The 23258-nt window shown below is 31.3% G+C and carries 19 protein-coding genes and 1 pseudogene; 9 read left to right on the top strand and 11 right to left on the bottom strand.

Features of this window, described 5'->3' with window-relative positions; translation table 11 throughout:
• Positions 1-8: 8 nt before the first annotated feature.
• The 3 genes from BLQ93_RS02125 to BLQ93_RS02115 form a co-directional block, all read right to left on the bottom strand.
• Positions 9-3071 carry a helicase-related protein gene (locus tag BLQ93_RS02125; RefSeq protein WP_092127866.1) on the bottom strand — a complete coding sequence of 1021 codons (3063 nt, stop codon included), beginning with the start codon at positions 3069-3071 and terminating at the stop codon, positions 9-11.
• A 78-nt stretch (positions 3072-3149) separates the two neighbouring features.
• Positions 3150-4007 (bottom strand): complement resistance protein TraT, encoded by an 858-nt coding sequence (locus BLQ93_RS02120; protein ID WP_092127864.1) that lies wholly within the window; start codon positions 4005-4007, stop codon positions 3150-3152.
• Positions 4008-4072: 65 nt separating this feature from the next.
• Positions 4073-5422, bottom strand: a complete 1350-nt coding sequence (locus BLQ93_RS02115; protein WP_092127862.1) for a GGDEF domain-containing protein — start codon at positions 5420-5422, stop codon at positions 4073-4075.
• Between the two features lie 156 nt (positions 5423-5578).
• Between BLQ93_RS02115 and BLQ93_RS02110 the strand changes: the two genes are divergently transcribed.
• The 9 genes from BLQ93_RS02110 to BLQ93_RS02070 are packed head-to-tail and all read left to right on the top strand — an operon-like array spanning position 5579 to position 12800.
• Entirely contained in the window at positions 5579-6877 is a 1299-nt protein-coding gene (locus tag BLQ93_RS02110; protein ID WP_025392218.1) for a putative manganese-dependent inorganic diphosphatase, read from the top strand.
• 13 nt (positions 6878-6890) lie between these two features.
• Entirely contained in the window at positions 6891-8960 is a 2070-nt protein-coding gene (locus BLQ93_RS02105) for a sodium-translocating pyrophosphatase (protein ID WP_051438131.1), read from the top strand.
• A 14-nt stretch (positions 8961-8974) separates the two neighbouring features.
• Positions 8975-9217, top strand: coding sequence for a phosphoribosylformylglycinamidine synthase subunit PurS (gene purS / locus BLQ93_RS02100; protein WP_025392220.1), 243 nt, complete (start codon positions 8975-8977; stop codon positions 9215-9217).
• On the top strand, positions 9198-9863 hold the full coding sequence (purQ, locus tag BLQ93_RS02095) for a phosphoribosylformylglycinamidine synthase I (protein WP_092127860.1): 666 nt from the start codon (positions 9198-9200) through the stop codon (positions 9861-9863). Before purS ends, purQ begins: the two co-directional genes overlap by 20 nt.
• Positions 9864-9865: 2 nt before the next feature.
• Positions 9866-11167, top strand: a complete 1302-nt coding sequence (hemL, locus tag BLQ93_RS02090) for a glutamate-1-semialdehyde 2,1-aminomutase (protein WP_092127858.1) — start codon at positions 9866-9868, stop codon at positions 11165-11167.
• Entirely contained in the window at positions 11164-11424 is a 261-nt protein-coding gene (locus BLQ93_RS02085; RefSeq protein WP_025392223.1) for an AtpZ/AtpI family protein, read from the top strand. Before hemL ends, BLQ93_RS02085 begins: the two co-directional genes overlap by 4 nt.
• Positions 11402-11752 (top strand): hypothetical protein, encoded by a 351-nt coding sequence (locus BLQ93_RS02080; RefSeq protein WP_092127856.1) that lies wholly within the window; start codon positions 11402-11404, stop codon positions 11750-11752. Before BLQ93_RS02085 ends, BLQ93_RS02080 begins: the two co-directional genes overlap by 23 nt.
• The gene (atpB, locus tag BLQ93_RS02075) at positions 11752-12426 is read left to right on the top strand and encodes a F0F1 ATP synthase subunit A (RefSeq protein WP_025392225.1); all 675 of its coding nucleotides are present in this window, start codon (positions 11752-11754) and stop codon (positions 12424-12426) included. Before BLQ93_RS02080 ends, atpB begins: the two co-directional genes overlap by 1 nt.
• A 32-nt stretch (positions 12427-12458) precedes the next feature.
• Positions 12459-12800: an ATP synthase subunit c family protein gene (locus BLQ93_RS02070; RefSeq protein WP_092127854.1), complete on the top strand. Its 342-nt coding sequence runs from the start codon at positions 12459-12461 to the stop codon at positions 12798-12800.
• A 46-nt stretch (positions 12801-12846) separates the two neighbouring features.
• Here the strand turns inward: BLQ93_RS02070 and BLQ93_RS02065 are convergent, their stop codons facing one another.
• The 8 genes and pseudogenes from BLQ93_RS02065 to BLQ93_RS02030 form a co-directional block, all read right to left on the bottom strand.
• Positions 12847-13659 (bottom strand): HD domain-containing protein, encoded by an 813-nt coding sequence (locus BLQ93_RS02065; protein WP_092127852.1) that lies wholly within the window; start codon positions 13657-13659, stop codon positions 12847-12849.
• Positions 13660-13695: 36 nt separating this feature from the next.
• Positions 13696-16740 (bottom strand): efflux RND transporter permease subunit, encoded by a 3045-nt coding sequence (locus BLQ93_RS02060; protein ID WP_092127850.1) that lies wholly within the window; start codon positions 16738-16740, stop codon positions 13696-13698.
• Positions 16737-17786: an efflux RND transporter periplasmic adaptor subunit gene (locus BLQ93_RS02055; protein WP_092127848.1), complete on the bottom strand. Its 1050-nt coding sequence runs from the start codon at positions 17784-17786 to the stop codon at positions 16737-16739. Before BLQ93_RS02055 ends, BLQ93_RS02060 begins: the two co-directional genes overlap by 4 nt.
• 11 nt (positions 17787-17797) lie before the next feature.
• Positions 17798-19132, bottom strand: a complete 1335-nt coding sequence (locus BLQ93_RS02050) for a TolC family protein (RefSeq protein ID WP_092127846.1) — start codon at positions 19130-19132, stop codon at positions 17798-17800.
• A 58-nt stretch (positions 19133-19190) separates the two neighbouring features.
• The gene (locus BLQ93_RS02045) at positions 19191-20552 is read right to left on the bottom strand and encodes a sensor histidine kinase (RefSeq protein ID WP_092127844.1); all 1362 of its coding nucleotides are present in this window, start codon (positions 20550-20552) and stop codon (positions 19191-19193) included.
• A complete protein-coding gene (locus BLQ93_RS02040; protein WP_092127842.1) occupies positions 20533-21204 on the bottom strand; it encodes a response regulator in 672 nt (223 codons plus the stop codon). The genes BLQ93_RS02045 and BLQ93_RS02040 overlap by 20 nt, the downstream gene beginning before the upstream one ends.
• Positions 21201-22748: a DHA2 family efflux MFS transporter permease subunit gene (locus BLQ93_RS02035; RefSeq protein WP_092127840.1), complete on the bottom strand. Its 1548-nt coding sequence runs from the start codon at positions 22746-22748 to the stop codon at positions 21201-21203. The genes BLQ93_RS02040 and BLQ93_RS02035 overlap by 4 nt, the downstream gene beginning before the upstream one ends.
• A 10-nt stretch (positions 22749-22758) precedes the next feature.
• Positions 22759-23258, bottom strand: a pseudogene (locus BLQ93_RS02030) (hypothetical protein); the annotation flags it as partial.

Raw genomic sequence — 23258 nt, 5'->3', positions numbered from 1 at the left:
ATATCAATTTATACAATATTAATCAAGAATTTTTTTAACACATTTAAGTTATCTTTGTCAATATTTAAAAAAACCATTGTTTCGCTCAAAAATTTTCCTTTCAAAATATTTACCTGTTTTATAAGTTTATCAGTATCAATCTTAGCATCAATATAAAATTGCACTGAAACACCTTTTTTACCAAATATTAAGCTTTTTACAAAAGCCTTTTTTGCATATAGCTTTATAATACTAATTTCTATAAGTCTTAAAACTATTTTCGGTATTTTGCCATACCTATCTTCAATGTAGGTTTTTATGTCATTTAACTCTTCTTCGCTTTTAGCTTTAGAAATAAGCGTATAAATAGCTGTTTTTTCGTTATCAATATACCAATCTGGTATATACATATTATCTATAAATTTTATCTCTACTTCGCGCTCCAGATTTTCATTGGAAATTTGAGATAATGCTTCTTGTATTAATTCAACATATAAATCATGCCCAATAGCTTTTAAGTTACCGCTTTGATCTTTACCAAAGACGTTACCTGCACCTCTGATTTCCAAATCTTTTAACGCTATATTGAAGCCAACCCCTCTTTCCATATATTCTTTTAGCGTAGTAAGCCTCATAGAAGCCTGCTCACTTAGTGGTCCATCGTATAATAAATAAGCAAAAGCTTCTATATCAGAGCGCCCTACTCTACCTCTTAACTGATATAAATCACTTAAGCCAAAATTTTGCGCCTGCGATATAATAATTGTATTTACATGCTTTAGATCCAAACCGGATTCAATAATCGAAGTAGATATTAAAATAGGGAATTTTCTATTTGCAAAATCTGTTATTATCTTTTTTATCTCATTTTTAGGCAATTTTGAGTGAATAATATGTTTTTCATACTCAGGCACCAATTTATCTAAAGAATCCTTAACTTCATAAATAGTTTCAATTCTATTGTGAACAAAAAACACACTTCCGTCTCTTGAAAGCTCCCGTTCTATTGCTTCTTTAATTATTTTATCGGTTTGTTTTATTACGTAAGTTTGGATACGTTTTCTCGATAAAGGTGGAGTTTTTATAACGCTTATGCCAAAAATAGAGTTTATTGCCATATTTAATGTGCGCGGAATTGGTGTTGCAGATAGGTAGAGCATATCTACAGTCTCATACTTTTGCTTGAAGTGTTCTTTTATTTTAACACCAAAATGTTGTTCTTCATCTATAATTACAAGACCTAAATTTTTAAAATTAATATCGGCAAAATACACTGAATGTGTTGAAATCAGAATATCAATACTACCGTCTTCAAGACCACTTTTTATTTTTTCTCTATCCGATTTTTTAGTAAAACTATTTAGAAGTGCAATTTTTACAGGAAAATTTGCAAACCTATCTGTAAATGTACTATAATGTTGCATTGATAGAATTGTTGTAGGTGATATTACAATGCATTGCCTTGAATTAAAACATGCAATAGCGCAAGCTCTCATTGCTACTTCTGTTTTACCAAATGATACATCGCCGCAAATTAGTCTTTCCATAGGTGTATTAGAGCGCATGTCATTTTTTACATCTTCAATTGCTTGCAATTGGTCTTGTGTTTCTTGATATTCAAATTCTGCTTCAAATTCTTTTATTTCAATTAAATCTGTATCGTAGGGAGCGCGTGTGAGTATTTTTCTTTTTGCATAGACATTTACAAGTTCTGTAAGTATTTTCTTTATGGCTTTTTGTGCATTTTCTTTTTTTATATGCCATGATTTTGAGTTTAAAGAATCAATTTGAGCTGTTCCACTGTATTCAAATAAACAATCAGCGTTTGTTACAGGCACATAAACTTTATCTTGATTTGCATATTCAATTTCAAAAAAATCCATTAAAGCATCTTCTACTTTTAATGTTTTAATACCTCTATATATTCCTATACCATAATTTTTATGAGCAATGAGCTTATCCTTTTGAAATTGAACTAGATGCATCTTTGGAGAAAGCTCCTGGTCTTTTTGAACTGCTACGCCAAATATCTCTTCGAAACTAACAAAGGCTATTTTGCTTGTTCTAAAACCTTTTTTCAGATATCCATTGCTTAAGTAAATACCATACTCATCGTCTGTAACAATTCTAGCACCTTTTGATTGAAGTATGTTTTTTAACTTATCAACACGAAAATCACTTGCGCATGCAATTACAACCTTCATTGATCTTGAAAGTTCTATAAGAAAATCTAATTTTTGAGGGGTTGGGATATTTGATGCAAAAATGGTTTCAAATTCATTTATAAAATTCATATAATCTATTGTTTTTTCTTTGAGTATCCTCAAATCATAAATACTATCATCGGATTTTGTACGTTTGAAAGAAAGCTCGCTTGTACGCTCATCAAAGTAGCAGTATTTAGTAAGTTCTTTAACCTTTTTATAATCCAAAAGATAACCTCTTATATTTTCTCCAATAAGCGAAAAACCGTATTCATCTTCAGCAAAGTTGTATTCTTTTGCATATGTAATGCAAGCTTTATCTATTTTTGAGTGAGTTCTTTGGTTATAACAATAAAACATTCTTATATCATCAATTGTATCACCAAAAAAATCTATTCTTAAAGGTTTCTCATAAATTGGTACAAAACAATCCACCAAACTACCACGTATACAATATTGGCCTATATCTTCAACATTTGATGTAGGATCGTAATATAAATTTACCAAAAGCTCAATAAATTCTTTTCTGTTTAGGCTTTGATTTCTCTCAATTGAATTTAACAGAAAACTTTCTTCTTTTATAGTTGGCTGCATTAATGCTTCTTGGCTTGCAACTAAAAAATGATTTCTATCTTTGCTTTTAAGCTCAGCCAATGTTTTTAAACGCATTCTTATAGTTTGACTTGATGGAGCAATACTGGAGTGTGCACCAATACTGTAAGCTTCAAAAAAATTTATATATACATCTTTTTTGTAATATTCTTTAAAAAAAATTAGCGATTCATAAAAAGTTTTTGCTTCAAAATTGTCATTTAACACAATTAAAATATTTTTTTGAGAAATTGTTTGATAAGCAAGATAAGACAGTAATGCAAAATTATAATACATATGATTTTTTTAGCATTTTTATTGATAAAATTCAATTAAACTTTAGAGGCCAAAAAGGCCTCTAAATATTTAGAATATTTAGAATATACCTGCAATTTCGCTTGAAATGAGATTCTCAAGTTCTGGCGTAACTTTTTGCAAATCCATATTTGTTTGTTTTGCTTCAACAACAATTCTTGTTCTATAGGCTTGATAATTTGATTCTTTCTGGTACTGACTTGAGACTGTTGTGCCTTCTTTATTTTCCTGGATTTGTGTTGTGGAATTATTTGAATATGAGCCTTTAGTATAGTTTGAGTTGCTATTGTAAGTGCCGCTTGATTTATGAGTTATGGTTGCGCCAACAACCGGACCAGATTCACCCTGAGAATAATTTGAAGTTACAGTTTGCTTAATAACACCATTTACCCTTTCTGAAACTTGAATATCAACAACACCTAAATAAGTATCTACATGTATTGCACTGCCAATAGCCGCGCCAAGCAATGATCCAACCGCAGCACCACCGAGTGCCGCTGCACCCTGACCGTAGCCTTGTCCTATACTTGCACCAGCTAAAGCTCCGCCAAAACCACCTGCCAAAGCTCCATCAAATGTGGCAAATTTGGTTTCTTTTCCCATATATAACACATTTGCTTGTAACCAGTAGTGAGCTTTTTGTGGATCATCGATTACCTTATACCCGTTTGCTTGTAATTTCTGTATCACCATTGCTTTCAAATCCGGCATAGACACTTGCGATGTATTTCTTACTTGAACAAATACAGTTTTTTGAGCTGGACCCACAGGTGTCAAAAAAATCGTGTTGCTCATCTTGGCTTGAGTTTGCAATTTTGCATTCTCAATACCACTCATTACGGTTGCACACGATGATAGATAAAAAACCAATCCTAAAGCAAATAATACACTAAAAAAGTGTTTGTAAAAACGTTTCATAAAACCTCCAAAAAAAATTTCTACCCAACTAAATAACGATAATTTCTAAGGATATTTGACAAAATTTATTGCTTGATAAACACTTTATTTCTCCCGGAATTTTTGGCAATATACAGTGCTTCGTCCGCTTCTTTTATTAAAGACTCAATTGTTAATAAATCACTAGGTTGACTTTTTGATATGCCGATAGAAACTGTTGCTTTTATTTCAAAGTCATTAAATAAGAAAGTAAGTTTTTCTATTTCTTTTCTTATAGTTTCTGCCTTTTCGATAACATTTTCAAATTTGCAAATAAGACCCGCTACAAATTCTTCTCCACCGTATCGCAAAAAAACATCTTCTATTCTCAATAAGCTTTTTATAGTTTTAGCTATCTGATACAAAACATAATCACCCGCTTGATGTCCAAAAGTGTCATTAATTTTTTTGAAGTGATCAATATCAACCATTATTACATAAAAAGCATTACCAGAGCGCTTAGCCCTTGAGTAATCTTCGGCTAATCTTTGCATACCAAACCTTCTGTTGTATATACCGGTAAGTTCATCTAATGCAGCAATTTTTTGCATATGCTCATACGCACTCGACCTGTCAAGTGCCAAATTATATTGATAAATTAATCTTTTGAAAAAGTTTATATCATCTTGTTTCAAATATGAGTTAAAATACAGTGCTATTAGATATTTTTCGCTTTTTTTTGTTTCAATGGGTAAAAATACAACTTCTTTTGGCTTAACAGATAATGTAGCAATACTTATTTCTATGTTTGAATCTCTAAAGCTTAACAATTGACCTTTATCCAATATATTTTTAATGGACTCTTTTTGCTTATCATTAAGTTGCTCTCTAGATAAATAACTGAATATTACATTTAAATTTCCCATTCTATCAAGGTTAAAAATCTCAATACCCAAACAATTAAAATTATCAGTAACAAATTTTGCAAAATTCCTATTTAGCTCTTTTATTTCTAAAGATTCGTTGAGTTTTAAATAAAATTCATCACTTTTTTGATACTGCCAAAAAAATTGTCTAATAATGCTGATAAATAAATTGTATTTTGTACCTAAATCATATACATCCCTGTTGTCTTCAACAAAACAATCCGTACAAGATTCAACGTATTTTATCTTTCCTTCAATGTAATTTTGTATATTTGTTGAAATCGTATCAATTTTATTTTTAAGATTTGCCAATCGTTTTATGATTGTTATTTTTATTATTAAAAAACCTATTAAACCAACAATTATACCAGAAATTATGCATACTGTAAAAAATATTGTTGTATAGACTTTTTCCTTTGGCAAAGCCAAAACAAAATCACTGAAAAAAGGAAACAAAACACCAATTAAAACACCAAAACCAAGCATCAATATAGCAGATTGAATTATTGCATTATCTTTAATAGTACGCACTAAACCACCAAATAAATATTTGTGTTAGCGAATTAAACCACAATTTAATGAAAATTGCAAGAAAATTTAAAATGTAAAAAATAAAGACTGGTAATAATTTACAAATTCTATTATTTATGGTAATATCAGCTTTGAGTTGCAAAAAGGAGAAAACTTATGAGGAGTGCAAAACATATTTTTGTAATCGGAAGAAAAAATCCAGATTTAGATAGTATAGCTTCGTGTATAGGATATGCTTATCTAAAAAACAAAATATCAAATAGCAACGAATATATTGCATGTGCAAGCGGTAGTATCAATGTAGAAACACAAAAAGTTTTAAGTTACCTGGGCGCACCTCTGCCTAATTTCATAACAAATTTAAATCTAAAAGTATGTGATATAATGACGCAAAATATTATAACAGTAGAAAAAAATGCACCAATAACAGATGTATTTAAATTAATGCTAAAAAAAGATTTAAGAATAGTACCTATTGTTGATGAAGAAAATAAATTTTGTGGATCTATAGATATGCTTGATATAGCAAGAAAAAGCATATCTGCCATAATACCTGATATATTTAGAAAAATTAAGACTAAAGTTAGTTTAATAGCAAAATCGCTTGATGGTAAAATTTTAAATGACCCATTTAGTGATGAAGAATTTGTAGCAAATGTTATTTTAGGTACAATGGACGCAGATAGTTTTTTAGAAGAAATACAAAACTTTGACCCACAAAATGTTATTTTAATTGTAGCAAACAGGCATGATATTCAAAAAAAAGCTGTAGAAATAGGTGTTAAATGCCTTATTATTTCAAACAATGCGAAGCCTTCCAAGGATATTATTGATCTTGCAAAAAAAAATCAGGTAGCAATTATTCTGTCTTCTTATGGTTCATTTGCGACAGCTGGTCTTGTCGAATGGAGCGCACCAATATTTACTATAGCAGATAAAAACCCATCTACAGTACAAGAAGGTGAATTTGTAAAAGACATCAAAGAAAAGGTTTATAGCTCTAAAAATCGTGCAATCATTGTTTTAAATCCTTTTGGCAATATACTTGGCATTATAACAAGAACTGATATTATAAAATATTCAAAAAGACAGGTAATACTTATTGATCATTCTGATTCGGTCAATGCCCCAGAAGGGATATTTGAAAGTGAAGTATTAGAAATAATTGATCATCACAGGTTAGGAGATATAAAAACTCCAAATCTTACACGCTATAGAATAGAACCATTTGGCGCAACAGCAACCATAATCGCAGATGAGTTTTTTAAAAATAATGTAATACCAGAAAAAAAGATTGCGTTACTTCTTGCAAGCGGTATAATTGTTAATACTTTATTCTTGCAACCAGATAAAACATGTGATTATGATCTAAAAATGCTTCAGTGGCTTTGTGAGAAAGCAAGTATTGATTACCAAACTTTTTCTTTGCAAATAAGAAATATTATTAATACTTAAGGGAGGTTTTTGGATGGATGTGGCAAAGGTAATATTGCTAATTGCTTTTGGTAGCTCTTTGGTCTCTATTATTTATGCCGTTATAAGTGCTTATTTAGTTATGTCAAAAGAAGAAGGCACGCAACGCATGAAGGATATAGCAAGAGCTATCCAAGAAGGTGCCTATGCATTTTTAGCAAGAGAGTATAAATACATAGCAATAGTTGCTATTGTGATTTTTGCTATTCTATGGGCTTTGGGTTCTGTATCAAGCCATTTTGGTCTACTCACAGCAATGGGATATTTGCTTGGAGCTTTTTTATCTGGGCTTGCAGGGTTTATCGGTATGGTGGTTTCCGTAAAAAGCAATGTTCGAACAGCAAATATTGCAAAAGAAGGGTTAAAAAAAGCTTTAAGATTATCATTTACAGGTGCTTCTGTTACAGGTTTTCTAGTTACAGGTTTTGGACTTTTGGCAATTGCAGGTTTTTATTATATATCCGTTTATTTACTTGGAAACTCTGTAGATCATACAATAAAAGCACTAATTGGACTTGCCTTTGGTACAAGCTTAATTAGCGTGTTTGCAAGACTTGGAGGTGGCATTTACACAAAAGCGGCAGATGTTGGAGCTGACCTTGTAGGTAAAGTTGAAGCAGGGATACCAGAAGACGATCCAAGAAACCCAGCAGTTATAGCTGATAATGTGGGCGACAATGTAGGTGACTGTGCTGGAATGGCAGCAGACGTGTTTGAAACATTTACAGTTACTACTGTTGCTGCGATGATTTTAGGTCACTCTTTATTTGATCCAAAAAATTTAATGGGTATAGCTGGAATGCTTCCTTTGTTAATTGTTTCTATTGCTTCTGTTTCTGGAATAATTGGTACTTTCTTTGTAAAAGTTGGAAAATCAGGAAATATTATGGGAGCATTTTATAAAGGTTTGGTTGCAACAGCCATTATTTCACTGATTGTTATATGGTTTGCTATGAATAATCTTATACCTGGCTCAATTGGACAATATCCAACAATAAATATATTTATTGCAAGTGTGCTTGGAATGATCCTAACGGGTCTTATAATGTTAATTACAGAGTATTATACATCATATAGCTTTAATCCGGTAAAATCTATAGCAAAATCATCAGTAACAGGTCATGCAACTAACATTATTCAGGGTATGTCTGTAATGTACAAAGCACCTGCACTTCCTGCAATAGTTATTGCACTTACAACTTATTTTTCATACCAGCTTGCTGGTTTATACGGTATTGGCATAGCTGCTGCTTCGATGCTTTCTCTAACAGGTATAATAATCTCCATTGACTCATACGGACCCATAACGGATAACGCTGGTGGTATAGCTGAAATGGCAGAACTGGATGAATCTGTAAGAAAAGTAACAGATCCATTAGATGCAGTTGGAAATACTACAAAAGCAGTAACCAAAGGATTTGCAATAGGTTCTGCTGCTTTGGCAGCACTTGTTTTATTTGCCGAATATACAAGGGTTTTAGCTTCATCAAATATAGGTGCTCAATTAACAAGCTTTGATTTAAGCAACCCATACGTAATAGTAGGCTTACTACTTGGTGGTTTACTACCATTTTATTTTGGCGCTATGTCAATGGAAGCTGTTGGACAAGCAGGCGGTTTGATGGTCGAAGAGGTAAGAAGGCAGTTTAGAGAAATCAAAGGTATTTTAGAAGGTAAAGCAAAACCTGATTATGCTGCATGTGTTGATATCGTAACAAAAGCATCTATTAAAAAAATGGTTGCTCCAGGACTTATACCTGTTCTTGCACCGATTATTGTCTACTTTTTATTTGGACCTGTTGCTTTAGGTGCACTCTCAATAGGGTCAATTGTAACTGGTTTCTTTTTAGCAGTATCAATGACAAGTGGTGGTGGTGCATGGGATAATGCAAAAAAATATATAGAAGACGGACAATTTGGCGGAAAAGGAAGTGAGGCACATAAAGCAGCAGTAACAGGCGATACGGTTGGAGATCCTCTTAAAGACACTGCAGGGCCTGCTATAAACCCAATGATAAAAATTATAAATATAGTTGCAATACTTATAGTGTTGGTTTTTGCTTAAAAAGGTATAAAATTATGAAAGCGACAATTATAGTTAAACCTAAAAAAGGCGTGCTTGATCCTCAAGGAAATGCAATAAAAAAAGTTGCCGAGAATTATTTTGGGGTGATTTTTGGTGAGATTAGATCTGGGAAATATTTTGAAGTAGAGATTGAACATGAAAATGCAAAAAACATAATTGAACAGCTTGCATCTAAAATACTATCAAACGAAATTATTGAGGATTATGAGATTATTTATGAAAGTAGGAATAGTTAGGTTTTTAGGGACAAATTGTGATTATGATTGCGAATTTGCAGCGCAATATATTGGTGCTAAAACACGTTTTGTTTGGCACGAAGAAACAAATTTAAAAGAGTTTGACTGTATAATATTACCTGGTGGTTTTTCTTATGGAGACTACCTAAGAGCTGGTGCGTTGGCAAAGTTTACTAAACTTGCCAGCGCACTAATTGAATTTGATAAATACGGAGGCTATATTTTGGGTATTTGCAATGGTTTTCAGATTTTATGTGAGCTGCATTTGTTAGATGGTGCCCTCATTACAAATGTTAATTTACGCTTTATACACAAGCAAGTGCATATAAAATTGATACCATCTATCTGCAAATTAACTCAAAACATAGAAAAAAAAATCTTGCAAATGCCTATCGCTCACAAAGAAGGCAATTTTTATTGCGATGAAACAACACTTAAAAAATTAAATGATGAAAATAGAATCGTATTTAAATACTGCGACAAAGATGGCAATGTGGATATAGGTTCAAACCCAAATGGAAGTCTTGAAAACATAGCTGGCATTTGTAACAAAAAAGGCAATGTTTTGGGTTTAATGCCTCACCCTGAAAGAGCTATAAGCTTTTTAGGACAGGATGGCGAGTACTTTTTTAGTTTTTTGAGGTAAAGATGTTTGAAGAAAGCAAAAGACTTTTTTTAGAAGCAAAAAAATACATCGTAGGCGGCGTTAACAGTCCGGTTAGAGCTTTCAAAAGTGTTGGAATTGACCCCATATTTATAAAAAAGGCAAAAGGTGCATATCTATATAGTGAGGATTCAAATACTTTTATTGATTATGTTTCAAGTTTTGGACCAAATATTCTTGGAAATGCAAACAATACAATTATAAATAAAGTAAAGGCCGCACTTGAAAACGGCTTTACATATGGCGCTTGCACGAAAGCAGAAATAGAACTTGCAAAAAGAATTGTTGAAGCTTTTGATTCAATTGAATTAACTCGTTTTGTTAACTCTGGCACAGAAGCTGTCATGAGTTCTATTAGACTTGCAAGGGGTTTTACACAAAGAGAAAATTGTCTTAAATTTATTGGATGCTATCATGGGCATTATGATGGCATGCTTGTTGGTGCTGGATCTGGTGCTGCTACATTTGGTGTACCAACAAGTAAAGGTGTTATAGAAGATATAGCAAAACACACGCTACTTTGCGAATATAATGATTTTGACGCTGTTAAAAAGATATTTCAAGATTATGGGCATACCATAGCATGCGTAATAGTTGAGCCAATTGCAGCAAATATGGGTGTGGTGTTGCCAAAACCTAACTTTTTAAAATTTTTAAGAGAAATCACACAACAATACGAAAGCTTGCTTATATTTGACGAAGTTATAACAGGATTTAGAGCATGTTATGGCGGTGTACAGACTTTAGAAAATATTAAGCCCGATTTAACAATTTTAGGTAAAATTATAGGAGGAGGCTTTCCCCTTGCTATGTATGGGGGAAATAGAGAAATCATGAGTTTAATAAGTCCGGAAGGACCGGTTTATCAAGCCGGTACACTATCTGGCAATCCCATCGCTGTCCAGGCAGGTATAGCTACACTTGATATGCTAAAAAACACAAACCCTTATGAACAATTAAAACTAAATACACAAATTTTAGTTTCAAGAATAATGGGACTTGCAAGAACTTACGATATACCTATGAGCGAAAACTCTTTTGCTTCCTGTTTTACATTTTTCTTTACAGAAGAAAAACCTACAAATTATACTGAAGTTGTAAAATCTAACGACCGTTTATTTAAAAACTTCTTTTTAGGAATGTTAAAACGTGGTATATATTTTGCGCCATCTCAATTTGAAGCAAATTTTCTATCAACTGCACACACCAAAAACGACATAGAGTACACAATAAATGCTGCGGAAGAAATATTTAAAGAATTACAAAATGCAAAATTTATAGTATGAAGAAAAATAAAAATAATAAAGATTTTTATAAAGGTTTATATGATGCTTCAACGATTGGTATGAGTTTTGTTTTTTCTATAATAATTGGGGGTCTTATTGGCTATTTTCTTGACAAACAATTTCCTTCCACACACCCATGGCTTTTATTGCTCTTTATTTTTTTTGGTATTGTTGCAGCTTTTAGAAATTTATATATTGGAACAAAAAAAATAAATAAAGAAAGTATAGATAAAAATGACTCAAATAAAAAGACTTGAAATTATTTTAGTAATGTTGTATTTTATATTCGCAATAATTGCATTTTTTGCAATTAATTTTTTATTTGTAGGTGTTTTGGTGGGTTCGAGCATAGCTTTGATTGATTGGTTTTTGTTAAAAAAAATGTCTTTTAGATTGGTAAAAAAAGGTAGATTTTCTTTTTTTGGGTACATTGTAAGATTATTAGTAGTTGCTTTTTTAATAATTGTAAGCTACAAGCTATTAGTATATAGTTTTATAGGTTTAATAATAGGCTTTTCTATATTGCCTATTTCAGTTTTAGTTTATTTTATCCTGTTTAGAAAAAATTTTAATAAGGAGGCCTAATGGAAGCACCTAACTTTTTGGAATTCATAGCACATGCACTTCATCTTCCAAATTTTATGGTTTTTACGTGGTTTATAATGCTTGTTATAATAGTGTTGGCTATAAGCGTTCGTTTTTCTCTAAAATTCATGCCATCAAATTTCCAAAATGTGGTTGAAGCATTTATATCTGGTATGTATAATTTTGTAGAAGATATACTTGGTCCAAAAGAAACCAAAAAACATTTTAAGCTAATAGCATCGCTTGGTATATTTATATTTTTTTCAAATATAGTAGAACTTATACCCTGGTTTGTCCCACCAACATCAAGCTGGAATACAACAATTGCACTTGCTATTTTAGTGTTTGTTTACTACCAATACCTGGGCATAAAACACAATGGCCTAAAATATATAAAGCATTTTATGGGTCCTGTGTGGTGGCTTACACCTTTAATGATACCTGTTGAGATAATCGGTCATTTTGCAAGGATTTTATCGCTATCTGTCAGGCTTTTTGGAAATATAGGTGGTGATGATTTACTTTTAGCTGTATTGTTCTTTTTGGTTCCAGCACTTGTACCAATTCCAGTTATGTTTTTAATACTATTTGCTGCTGTGTTGCAATCTTTTATATTCCCATTACTTACAACACTATACATTGCAGATGCTGTTGCAACACACCATGAGTCATAAAGTAGACAATTTTTTTATTGTGAGGAGGTTTTATGAAGGGTAAGGTCTTATTACTAACGGCGCTTTTACTACTTGCTGCAGTTCCAGCATTTGCAGTAGGCGCTCCACAAGCGGCAAGCTCACTTAAAGAGTATTACATGCTTGTAGCTATGGGTGGCGCAATCGGTCTTGGACTAGCTGCTGGGGGTGGTGGTATTGGTCAGGGCCATGCTGTTAACGGTACAGTCTTGGGTACTGCAAGAAACCCAAGTCTTTCTGGAAAGTTACTTACCGTTATGATGATTGGTCTTGCTATGATCGAGTCGCTAGTTATCTATATGCTTGTTATTGTTTTGATTATTTTCTATGCAAATCCATTTCATATTGTGTTTTAAATCTAAAACTATATTTAAAAAAAAGAGGGTCTATCTTGGCCCTCTTTTAGAGCTCATTCTTGCCCAGCTTAAGCCTTTTGTCAACATAATCTTCAACTAATTGAAAAATTATTTGCGTTTGTTTATTTTGTGCCATTGTGGAAAATATCTTTTCTAAGTATGATTCTCTAGTTATCCTTTCAAATGTGTAAATAAAATTAATATCAAAAACCCAACTTAGATGTAAAACTTTTAAATCCATTATGGTTTTTAAATCTTCATATTTGACAGGTTTTTTATTTAAAATACTTTTATAAACATTATCTGAAATAAATGCTCTATCTTCTAATTCAAGATTTACAATACTATTAGGTTTTTTGGAGACATAGTTTTGAGTAACAATACGATATATATCAATTTTATCAGCATCTCTAATAACCTTTGATAAAAAGTTTAGTTTGTAATCACTACATTTAGGTAATTGAGCTTTATTATGATTTTCTATAGCTTTTATTATTATGTTTTTTGTATAATCATTTATATTTTTAAGCAAATTGTTTTCTAATATAACTTTAATAGAAAGCTCAGCATGGTCTTTAGATATTCTATCGTTAAATGTATTAAAAAACGCATATTGCTCAAATCTTCCAATGTCATGAAACAAAGCTATTATATAAGCACTGAGCCTGCATTCATTGTTTTTTCTATAATATTGCATAATTTTTAAGGATTCTTTGCAAACATTATGCGTATGTATGCGCTTTAGTTCAAGGTTTTCTTTTTTTTCTGGATAATTTTTTATAAAATCATCAACATAATTTTCAAACCAGAGTTTGAACTTTATAATCTTCCCTATACTTAATTTTTCAAGTTCGCTCATCGAATAGGAATTATATCACAAATGTTAAATTTTAAGCTATTTATTTTTTAGCTTTTCCAAACCCAGTAAAGCTGTTGGCAACACAAATAAAACCATAAATAGTTGAGCAAATAAGCCAGAAATAATTGCAATTGCAAGTGGTTTTAGCATATCAGAACCATGTCCTAAATTAATTGCGATAGGCATTAATGATAAAATTGCAATTAAGGTAGACATAACTATTGGCCTCATTCTATTTTTTCCAGCATTTATAATAGCTCCAACATTATTTTTTGTTTCTATAAATTCTTTGTATTCGCTAATATAAAAAATTGCAGTTTCAGTGTTTATACCCACACTCATTATAAGGCCCATTATAGATGTTATATTTAATTGAGTTTTTGTTATATATAAACCTATAAAGTCCGCTGCTAAAGCCAAAAGTGACATTAATAAAATTAAAATTGCCAATGAAAATTCCTCATACATAAATAGCAACACTACAAAAACCAAAACAACAGCGCTTACAAGCACGATAAAAAGGCCTGCAAAAGCTTTCTTTTGCTGCGCGTAAAGACCACCAAACTCATAATATACACCTTTTACATTTAGTATTTGAGATTTGTTTAAATCCTGCTTAACCTGACTTACTGCCTGACCTAAGCTTGTATTGCTAATTCTTGCTGTTACTGCAATCATATTTTTTAAATTATCGTGTACAATTTCTGGTTGTCCAGACACTATCTGTAAATTTGCTATGCGCTTTAGAGGTATAAGCTTACCATCCTGAGTTCTTATAGGAAAATTTTCTATATCTGTAATGTTTTTCCTAAAATTTTGGGGTGTCCAGACCCTTACACCAATTATTCTTGGGCTTTCCAATATATATGTTGCATCAATTCCATTTAAGTATTGATTTAGTTGTTGTGTAATGTAGTTTGGATCAACACCTTCTATTGCAGCCTTTGATCGGTTAATTTCGATATTTAAAGCGTCTCCAGCCAATACAACACCACTTTTTACATCTACTACACCTGGCACTTTTGATATTATATTAGCAACTTTGGGTGCAATGGAAAGTAACTGAGAATAATTATCTGAGTAAATTTTGATTTCGATTGGAGAAGGAGTACCAACTAAATCGCCTATCATATCTTCCACAAGTTGTGCCATATCAATATTCACACCAGGCACTGTTGTTTCGATTTTATTTCGTATTTCATCAATTATTTTTTGGACAGATGGTCTTGGAAAAGGTTTTAATTTTATGAAAAAATCCCCTGTGTTTGGCTCAGTTAAACCACCCCCAAGCTGCAATCCAGTTCTTGCAGTGTAGTTTTGAACATACTTATTTGATTGTATAATATTTTCAATTTTGCTCAATGTATACTGCGTTTCATTTAAAGATGTACCAGGTTTTGTAACGTAGTCAAGTACAAATCCACCTTCATCCATAGAAGGCATAAAACCACTTCCAATATTTTTAAAACTATAAATACCACATATAACTAAAATCAAAACAAGTAAATATATAATAATAGGCTTTCTAAAAGAAAAATTTATTGCATTCTTGTATAATTTTGCCAAAAAATCAACAATTATGTTTTTCTTTTCTTTGCCTATACCACGGTTTAATAGTTTTCTTGCTATTATTGGCACCAAAATAACCGTAACTAAAAAAGAAATTATAAGGCTCATTGCCATAGTAATAGAAAGTGTCTTAAAAAATGCGCCCGTTACACCTGATAAAAATGCAAATGGTATAAATATTACAGTTGTAGAAAGTGATGAACCTAAAAGTGGTTTTAAGAAATCCTTAACAGCTAAAGGTATAACTTTTGATATATCTTCATTTTTGTGTTCTTCAACAAAACGCATAATATACTCAATCATAACTATTACATCATCAATAATTAAACCTACAGCGGCTGCAATACCACCCAATGTCATTATATTAAAACTCATTTTAAAAACATATATCAAAAGTATAGTGGTAAATAAGATCGTAGGCAAGCTGATTAAAAGTGTAACCGTGATTTTAAAGTTATTTAAAAAAACAAGAACGACAATAATAGAAAGAATAATACCTATAATAATAGCATCCCTTAAGCTATGCGTAGAAGAAACTATCAACTTGCTTTGATCATACCACTTGGCAATTTTTATACCGCTTGGCAATTTGCTTTTAAACTCATGTAATTTTTTATCTACATCATGCGCAATCTGAACTGTATTTCCTTGGGGCGATTGGATAATTTGTACAATAACAGCATTTTTACCATTGGCAACAACTTTAGTCCAATTAGGAACTATGGATTTTTTAATGGTTGCTATGTCGCTTAAACGCACAATACCATTTGAGCTAGTTTTTAAAACTGTATCTTCAATTGATTGCATATTGTGCAATTGAGATTTAGAAACCACTAAATAAAGCTTATAATAATCTTCAAGCCTGCCAACAGCACTAATAACATTTGAATTCGACAAAGATTTTATCACATCGCTCATTGTTAAATTGTAAGTGTAGAGTTTCATTGGATTAACTAACACATGGTATTCTTCTTTTTCGCCACCTTGAACCTGGACATTTGCGACACCTTTAATATTTAAAAGCAAAGGTTTAATCTCGTATAAAGCTATATCCCTTAACTCTACAAGTGAATGATTATCTGAAGTCAAACTATAAGCAATAGCTGGATAAACGGTTGGATACATCCTGATTGCATGAAATGTTGTGCCTTTTGGTAATGTTGGTAAAATTCCATTTAGAGCAGATTCAACGTTTAATAGATTAACATTCATGTTTTGTCCCCAACCAAAATCCAGTATAAATTCTGCAGAACCTCTGCTGGTTGTTGATCGAATATGCACTACATCTGGCACAGCTCTAAGCGTCTGCTCAACTTTCTTTGTAACCTCAATTGCCATTGTACTTGCAGGAATATCGCCACTATCAACAGTTACTCTTATGCGAGGGAATTCAACATTTGGAAACAAAGCAACTGGTGTTTTAAAAGTTGCAAAAATGCCGCCAAAAACAATTACTATGATTAAAAATATAATCGCTTTTTTCTTTCTCCACAAAAGTTCCTGAAATTTCATTTTTGAACCTTTACATTCATATTATTTTTTAATTCATATGCTCCTTGTGTTACAACCAAATCTTTGTCTGTAAGATCGGGTGATGAAACAAGAGCGTAATCTTCGTTCTTTAAAATAACATTTACAACATGTTTTTTGGCTACGCCATTTTTTACCGTATATATAACATAATGACCATCTTCATACAACAAAGCAGATTTTGGCACACCAAGGCCTGTCTTTGTAAGAATCGGAATATTGACTTCAACATAACTATTTAAAATTAAATCTTTCTTTGTATCAGGTAAAATGTAAATATTGATTAAGTGGGTTGCAGGATCAATAATATTTGATATTGAAATGATTTTACCTGTAATTTTTCTATTATAATCAATTAATGAAATTGTAGCTGGCAAATCTGGCTTTAAAAAATTAACATCTTCTGGCTCAACACCGCACTTTATTGCAATATTCTTAACATCTGCTATCGATAAAATTGGACTGCCAGATGCCACACTAGAGCCCTGCGTATAATTGATTTTGGTAACAACACCATCTATACTGGAGTAAACTTTATCTATATAAGTTTTTTTTAAATTATCATAAATTATCCTAGCCTGATTTAATGCATTTTGGGCATTTAAAATATCCTGCTTGCTTACAAGATGGAGCTTAAATTTTTCCTGTACAATTTTTAAATTTTCTCTTGCCGAATTTAGTGAGTTTTCTGCCTGCATTAATTGAGACTGAACAGTTGGAGAAGGTATTACACTAAAAAGCAATTGACCTTTTACAACATTTTGACCATCAACCACATATAGCTTGTTAATGGTAGCATCAAAATTTAAAGAAACGGTGTTGGCAGTGCCAGGTTTTGATTCAACAATTCCATAAGCTACTATATATTTTGACATTGTTTTAACTTTAATGGGTGCCACATTTACTGTAGCAATGAGAGTTCTATTGGACAGGTTATCTTGGGTTGATTTATTTTTATTGAATAAATATGCTACAATAAAAATAATTATAATTGCAAAACCTACAATTGCCAACACAACTCTTTTCATTCCTCACCTACCTAAATTTTTTTTCCTGATGCAATTTCCAAAGCTATACGCATACTGTATAAAGATTTTTCTAAATTTAATATGTTAATCTTTTTATCAATTACATCATTTGAATTTTTATAAAATTCGATTATGCTTATATAACCATTTTTATACGCTTGTTCATAATTAGTTAAAAGTTTTGAGCTCTCTTTGTAATCTGCATTTAAAATTGCAAGTTGGCTTTGAATATTTTTTATATCAGATACGAGCCTTTTTATATCAAACCTTGCTGATATAATCCTAAATACATATTCATCATACATCTTTTTTCTTGTTGCTTCCTGTAAATTTATCTGTGCTTTGTTAGTATTAAATATTGGAAAATCTATGGAAATACCAAAACCCAATGTTTGTACATTCGACGTATCACGACTAAAAGGAAAATTTATAGAAATTTTTGGAAATTGCTGGGCAAAAGCAAGGCGTGTTTTTTCTTCCTGGGACTGATATGCTAGCTTATATGCAACTATATCTACCCGATTTGTTACATTACTATATAAATCTTCAAGATCCGGTAAATCAAAATTATTGTTAGGCACAAAATTAATTTTTAATTTTGCACTTAAAGGAATGCCCAGTATATTATTTAAACTATCATTTTCTTTTTCTAAAATGGTTTTAGTATCCAGATATTGAATTTTTGATTTTTCGTACTCATTTTTTGCTAATTGCAAATCACTTAATAAAACAAGATGTTTATTGTAGGCTACCTTTACAGTATCGTAAATTTTCTTATAAAGGTTTAATTTATCTGATAGCTCTTTCAATACTTGTTCTAAATAATATATGTTTGCTACCTTTATTTTTGAATCCTGCATAATTTGGTATGCATTGAAATTATAACCTAATTTTTTTGACTCGTATTCAAGTAAAGCACTTTTTACTTTTAAATTATGTGAAAATATCCAATCAATTGGATAAGAAAATCCAATTGAATATCCATTGTATGTATTGGCAATATTTCCAGCTACAGGAAAACTCGTATCAAATGAAATGCTCGGATTTGGTATTGTTTTTGAAATACCAATTTGAGCTTCTGCAATTCTTAAATTATCTCTTTCAATTTTTAAAGTTGGGTTAAGAATTATAGCCAGACTTGCAATATCATTTTCATCCAACGACTCATTATTTTCAAGTTTTGTAAAAATAATTTTACCTCTGGGATACTTCATGAGTTCTTTTTTATCAATATGACTTATTTTTTTGTTAATCTGGGAATTATTTATTTCTAGTGGTTTATATACAGCACAAGCTGATACAAAAAAAATTACAGCAAAAAAAACCAAAAAAACACGTTTTAACATACCTACACCACCCTAGTTGATTTTACTTTCTAATTTATTTCACGAATCTTACAAGATTTTAATGGTGGAAAATTATACAAAAAATAGTTCCGCAAGTCAACTTGCTTTTTACCTTTATTTTTGCTTCATGTGCTTTAATGATTGCTTTTACCAAAGAAAGTCCAAGGCCTAAGCCTTGTTTAGATCTACTTTTATCTGCTCTATATAGTCTTTCAAAGATATATGGTAAATCTTTAGCATCTATACCTATGCCTGTATCACGTATAAAAAGGCATATTTTATCATTAATTTCCAATGCTTTAATTGAGATTTTGCCGTTTGGTTTGTTGTATTTTATTGCATTATCCATTAAATTAGATAATGCTTGTCGCAATCTATTAAAATCACCATATATGTATATATTTTCATTACATTTTACGCTTAAGTTTATATTATGTTCTTCAATTACATAATCATATAAATCAATCACATCGTCTATGAGCTTTTTAAGTTGTATCCTTTCAATATTTAACTTTAATGAACCCGTTTCAATTTGTGATATATCTACAATGGCATTTAATAATGTTAATATTTTGTCAGATTCATCAAGACAACTAAGTAATGCATCTTTTGGGTTTAGTTTAGATTGTTCGCTTAGTGCAAGCTCACTGGTAATTTTAATTCTTGTTAGAGGCGTTCTTAGATCGTGGGCTACATTGTCAATTGTTTCTTTTAAAGACTTTACAAGTACTTCAATTTTATCAAGCATTTTATTTATTATAACACTTAAATCGTAAAGTTCATCCTGAGTATTTTCTACTTTTATGCGTTCATTTAATTTACCTGTATTTATAATGTATTGAGCGGTTTGTGTAATACTTTTTATTGGTAAAAGTATTTTTCTTAAAGCAATAAGACCGCCAATTATACCCAAAAGCATTGTAAATAAAATCATACCGAAGAAAATTTCTCTAAATTTTTCAAGCAACTCTTCTGTACTTGCTACATTTTTACCAACAACTATCGTATAGCTTGTAGCTTGGTAAATTTGAAATTTAAATGTTTTATCATCCAAATTAATGGTAAAAAACTTTTTTTTGGATTTAATGTTTTCTATTATTTTATTTCCTAATTCCAACTTTTTAAAATTCTCTGAAACATATAAAGGCTTATTCTTAAACAAAATCTCGATAACAAAATCTTCTTTTTCTTTATGAGAAATATGTTTGTCGATATTTGATAAACCATATTTTTGTATATCAAGCAAAATTTTTTCCATTTCAAGACTAATAGAAGTTGTTTCTTTATCTCTAAGCGTAGCAGAAACTATAAAATATGCCAGCAAAAATAAAAATATAGCATTAGATATGAATATAGCACTATACCACAGTAAAATTTTTACTGAAATTTTAGAAAAAAAATTACTTTTCTTTAAGAACATAGCCTACGCCATGTACAGTATGTATAAGCTTTATATCGAATGGATCATCAATTTTTTTTCTAAGTCTATGAATAAGCACATCAACAACATTTGTCTGTGGATCAAAATCATATCCCCATATGCTTTCTAAAATCATTGTTTTAGTTACTATGCGTCCAGCGTTTCGCATTAAATATTCAAGTAAAGAGTATTCTTTTTTTTGCAATTCTATCTTTTTACCATCTTTTATAACTTCTCTTGTTAGTATATCCAAACTTAAATCTGCATATTGTAAAACCGTTTCCTTAATATTATTAACCCTTCTGTAAATGGCATTAATGCGCGATAAAAGTTCACTAAATACAAAAGGTTTTGTTAAATAGTCATCTGCACCAAGCTCCAAACCTTTTACTTTATCATCGGTGGCATTTTTTGCACTAAGTACAATAATAGGTGTCTTATTTGCTTTTTCTCTGAGTTTTTGTATAAGCTCAAAACCATTTAGTTTAGGTAGCATAATGTCAATAATTGCAATATCATAATTTTCATTCATAAGAAAATAATATGCATCTTCACCATTATCAAAAACCTGAATAACGTAACCCAATTCCTTAAAACCCTTAGCTATAAAGCTACTAATTTTTTCATCGTCTTCAACTAAAACAATTTTCATAGCGTCACCCTCTTATCTTTAGTTTGTTTTGTTTTTATAAAGAATATTAAAAAAAATAATGGTAATGTAAAGTAAATAATTAAGTGAAATACATCTTGATAACCCATAATTGCACTTTGTGCTGACAACAAATTATTCATTAAATCAATTGCTGCGTGGTAACTATCTGCAAAAGAAAATCCGTGTGTCACTAAATATTGCCTTGTGCTATCTAAAAAATTTTGAAAAATAACGCTAGATTGACTAAAATTTTGAACCAAAGCATCTCTATGGAAAACTTCTCTTCGCTGAAGCATCGTTGCAGCAAATGATATACCAATAGAACCCCCGATATTGCGTGCAAAGTTTATTACACCACTTGCATCTCCCATATCTTCTTTTTTTAGAAACTTATAAGCAACTAAATTGATTGGTATAAACATAGCTGGCAACCCAAAACCCATAATAATCCTTGCCCATGCAAAAACATCGAAAGATGCAGTTAAATTAAACTCACTCATTAAATGAAGAGAGTATGCAACAAGCAAAATACCAGCTCCTACAAGTATCTTAACATTAACTTTATTTGACAATTTACCGATAATTGGTGCAATCATCAAGCTTGCAACACCACCTGGTGCAATAACATATCCTGCTTTAAGTGCATCATAGCCCATAAGTGTTTGGACCAATATTGGGAGTAAAGCCAAAGAAGAATATAGCACAAAACCAGTCATAAACATTAAAAAAACACCTATAGAATAATTTACGTCTTTAAACAATTTAAACTTTATTATAGGTTCTTTAGAAAAAGCATTCTTTATGATAAACATAGAGATAAAAAAGAATGCAAACAAAGCCAAAATCACAATTAAATTTGAGTTAAACCAATCTTTATTTTGCCCTTGATCAAGCATTATTTGAAGAGAAGCTATTCCAATAAAAATAAAACTTAAAGCCAAATAATCAATTTTCAACTTAGGATTTGCCCTCGCATAAGGTGGATCTTCTACTAAAATCATAGTTAAAATTGTAGCTAAAATGCCAACTGGAACATTGATATAAAATACCCACCTCCACGAATATTGATCAGTAAGCCAACCACCAATCACAGGACCTAAAATTGGTGCAAAAATTACACCAATTGAAAAAATACTCATAGCCATTCCGCGCTTTTTTTCTGGAAAACTCTCCATCAGGATTGCTTGAGATACAGGCTGCAAACCCCCACCTGCAAAACCCTGAATTGCCCTTGCAACAAGCAAAAAATAAAAATCAAAAGATAAACCACACAATGCAGACGATATTGTAAATAAAACAATACTTCCAATAAAATAGCGCTTCCTGCCAATTTTTTGTGAAAGCCAACCAGTTATGGGCAAAACTATTGCATTTGCTGCTAAATATGAAGTTAAAACCCACGTGGAATCTGTAACAGTAACAGAAAGTGAACCAGCTATATGAGGCAATGCTACATTTGCAACAGATGTGTCAAGCACTTCCATAAATGTGGCTAGCATCACAGTAAGAGCTATAACGTATGGGTTTACTTTCTGTTGTGCCATCTATAGCCCCTTAGTGTTTAACATGCACTGTAACTTCACAGTTTAGACCAACCCTTAGGGGATATTTTTTGTAGTCATATGGGTAGAGCTCTATTCTTACAGGTACCCTCTGGACTATCTTTATGTAGTTTCCAGAAGCATTCTGGGGTGGTAGTAGTGAAAACCTATCACCTGTTCCTGCATCTATGTCTTTTACGTAGCCTTTAAATTCTACACCTGGGTAAGCATCTATGGTTACTGTTGCTTTATCGCCTATTTTTATTCTGTGTATCTGTGTTTCCTTGAAGTTTGCATTAATCCATGCAGGCTTTAGAGGTACTACCATAAGTAGTGTTTGACCTGGCTGAACATACTGACCAACCTCTATGTTTTTTTGAGTTACAATACCATCTACAGGGGCTATTATGTTTGTATGTTTTAGGTTGTTTTGGGCTATGTTTATCTGGTTTTTTAAGCTTTTTAATTGATTTTCATAAGACTTTATCTGTTCTTTTATCTTGGCTACCTGGT

Origin of the sequence: Desulfurella multipotens (assembly GCF_900101285.1) — a bacterium.
Classification (GTDB): domain Bacteria; phylum Campylobacterota_A; class Desulfurellia; order Desulfurellales; family Desulfurellaceae; genus Desulfurella; species Desulfurella acetivorans.
Note: the sequence above shows the minus strand (reverse complement) of the source record. Positions and strands in the feature narration are given on the sequence as shown.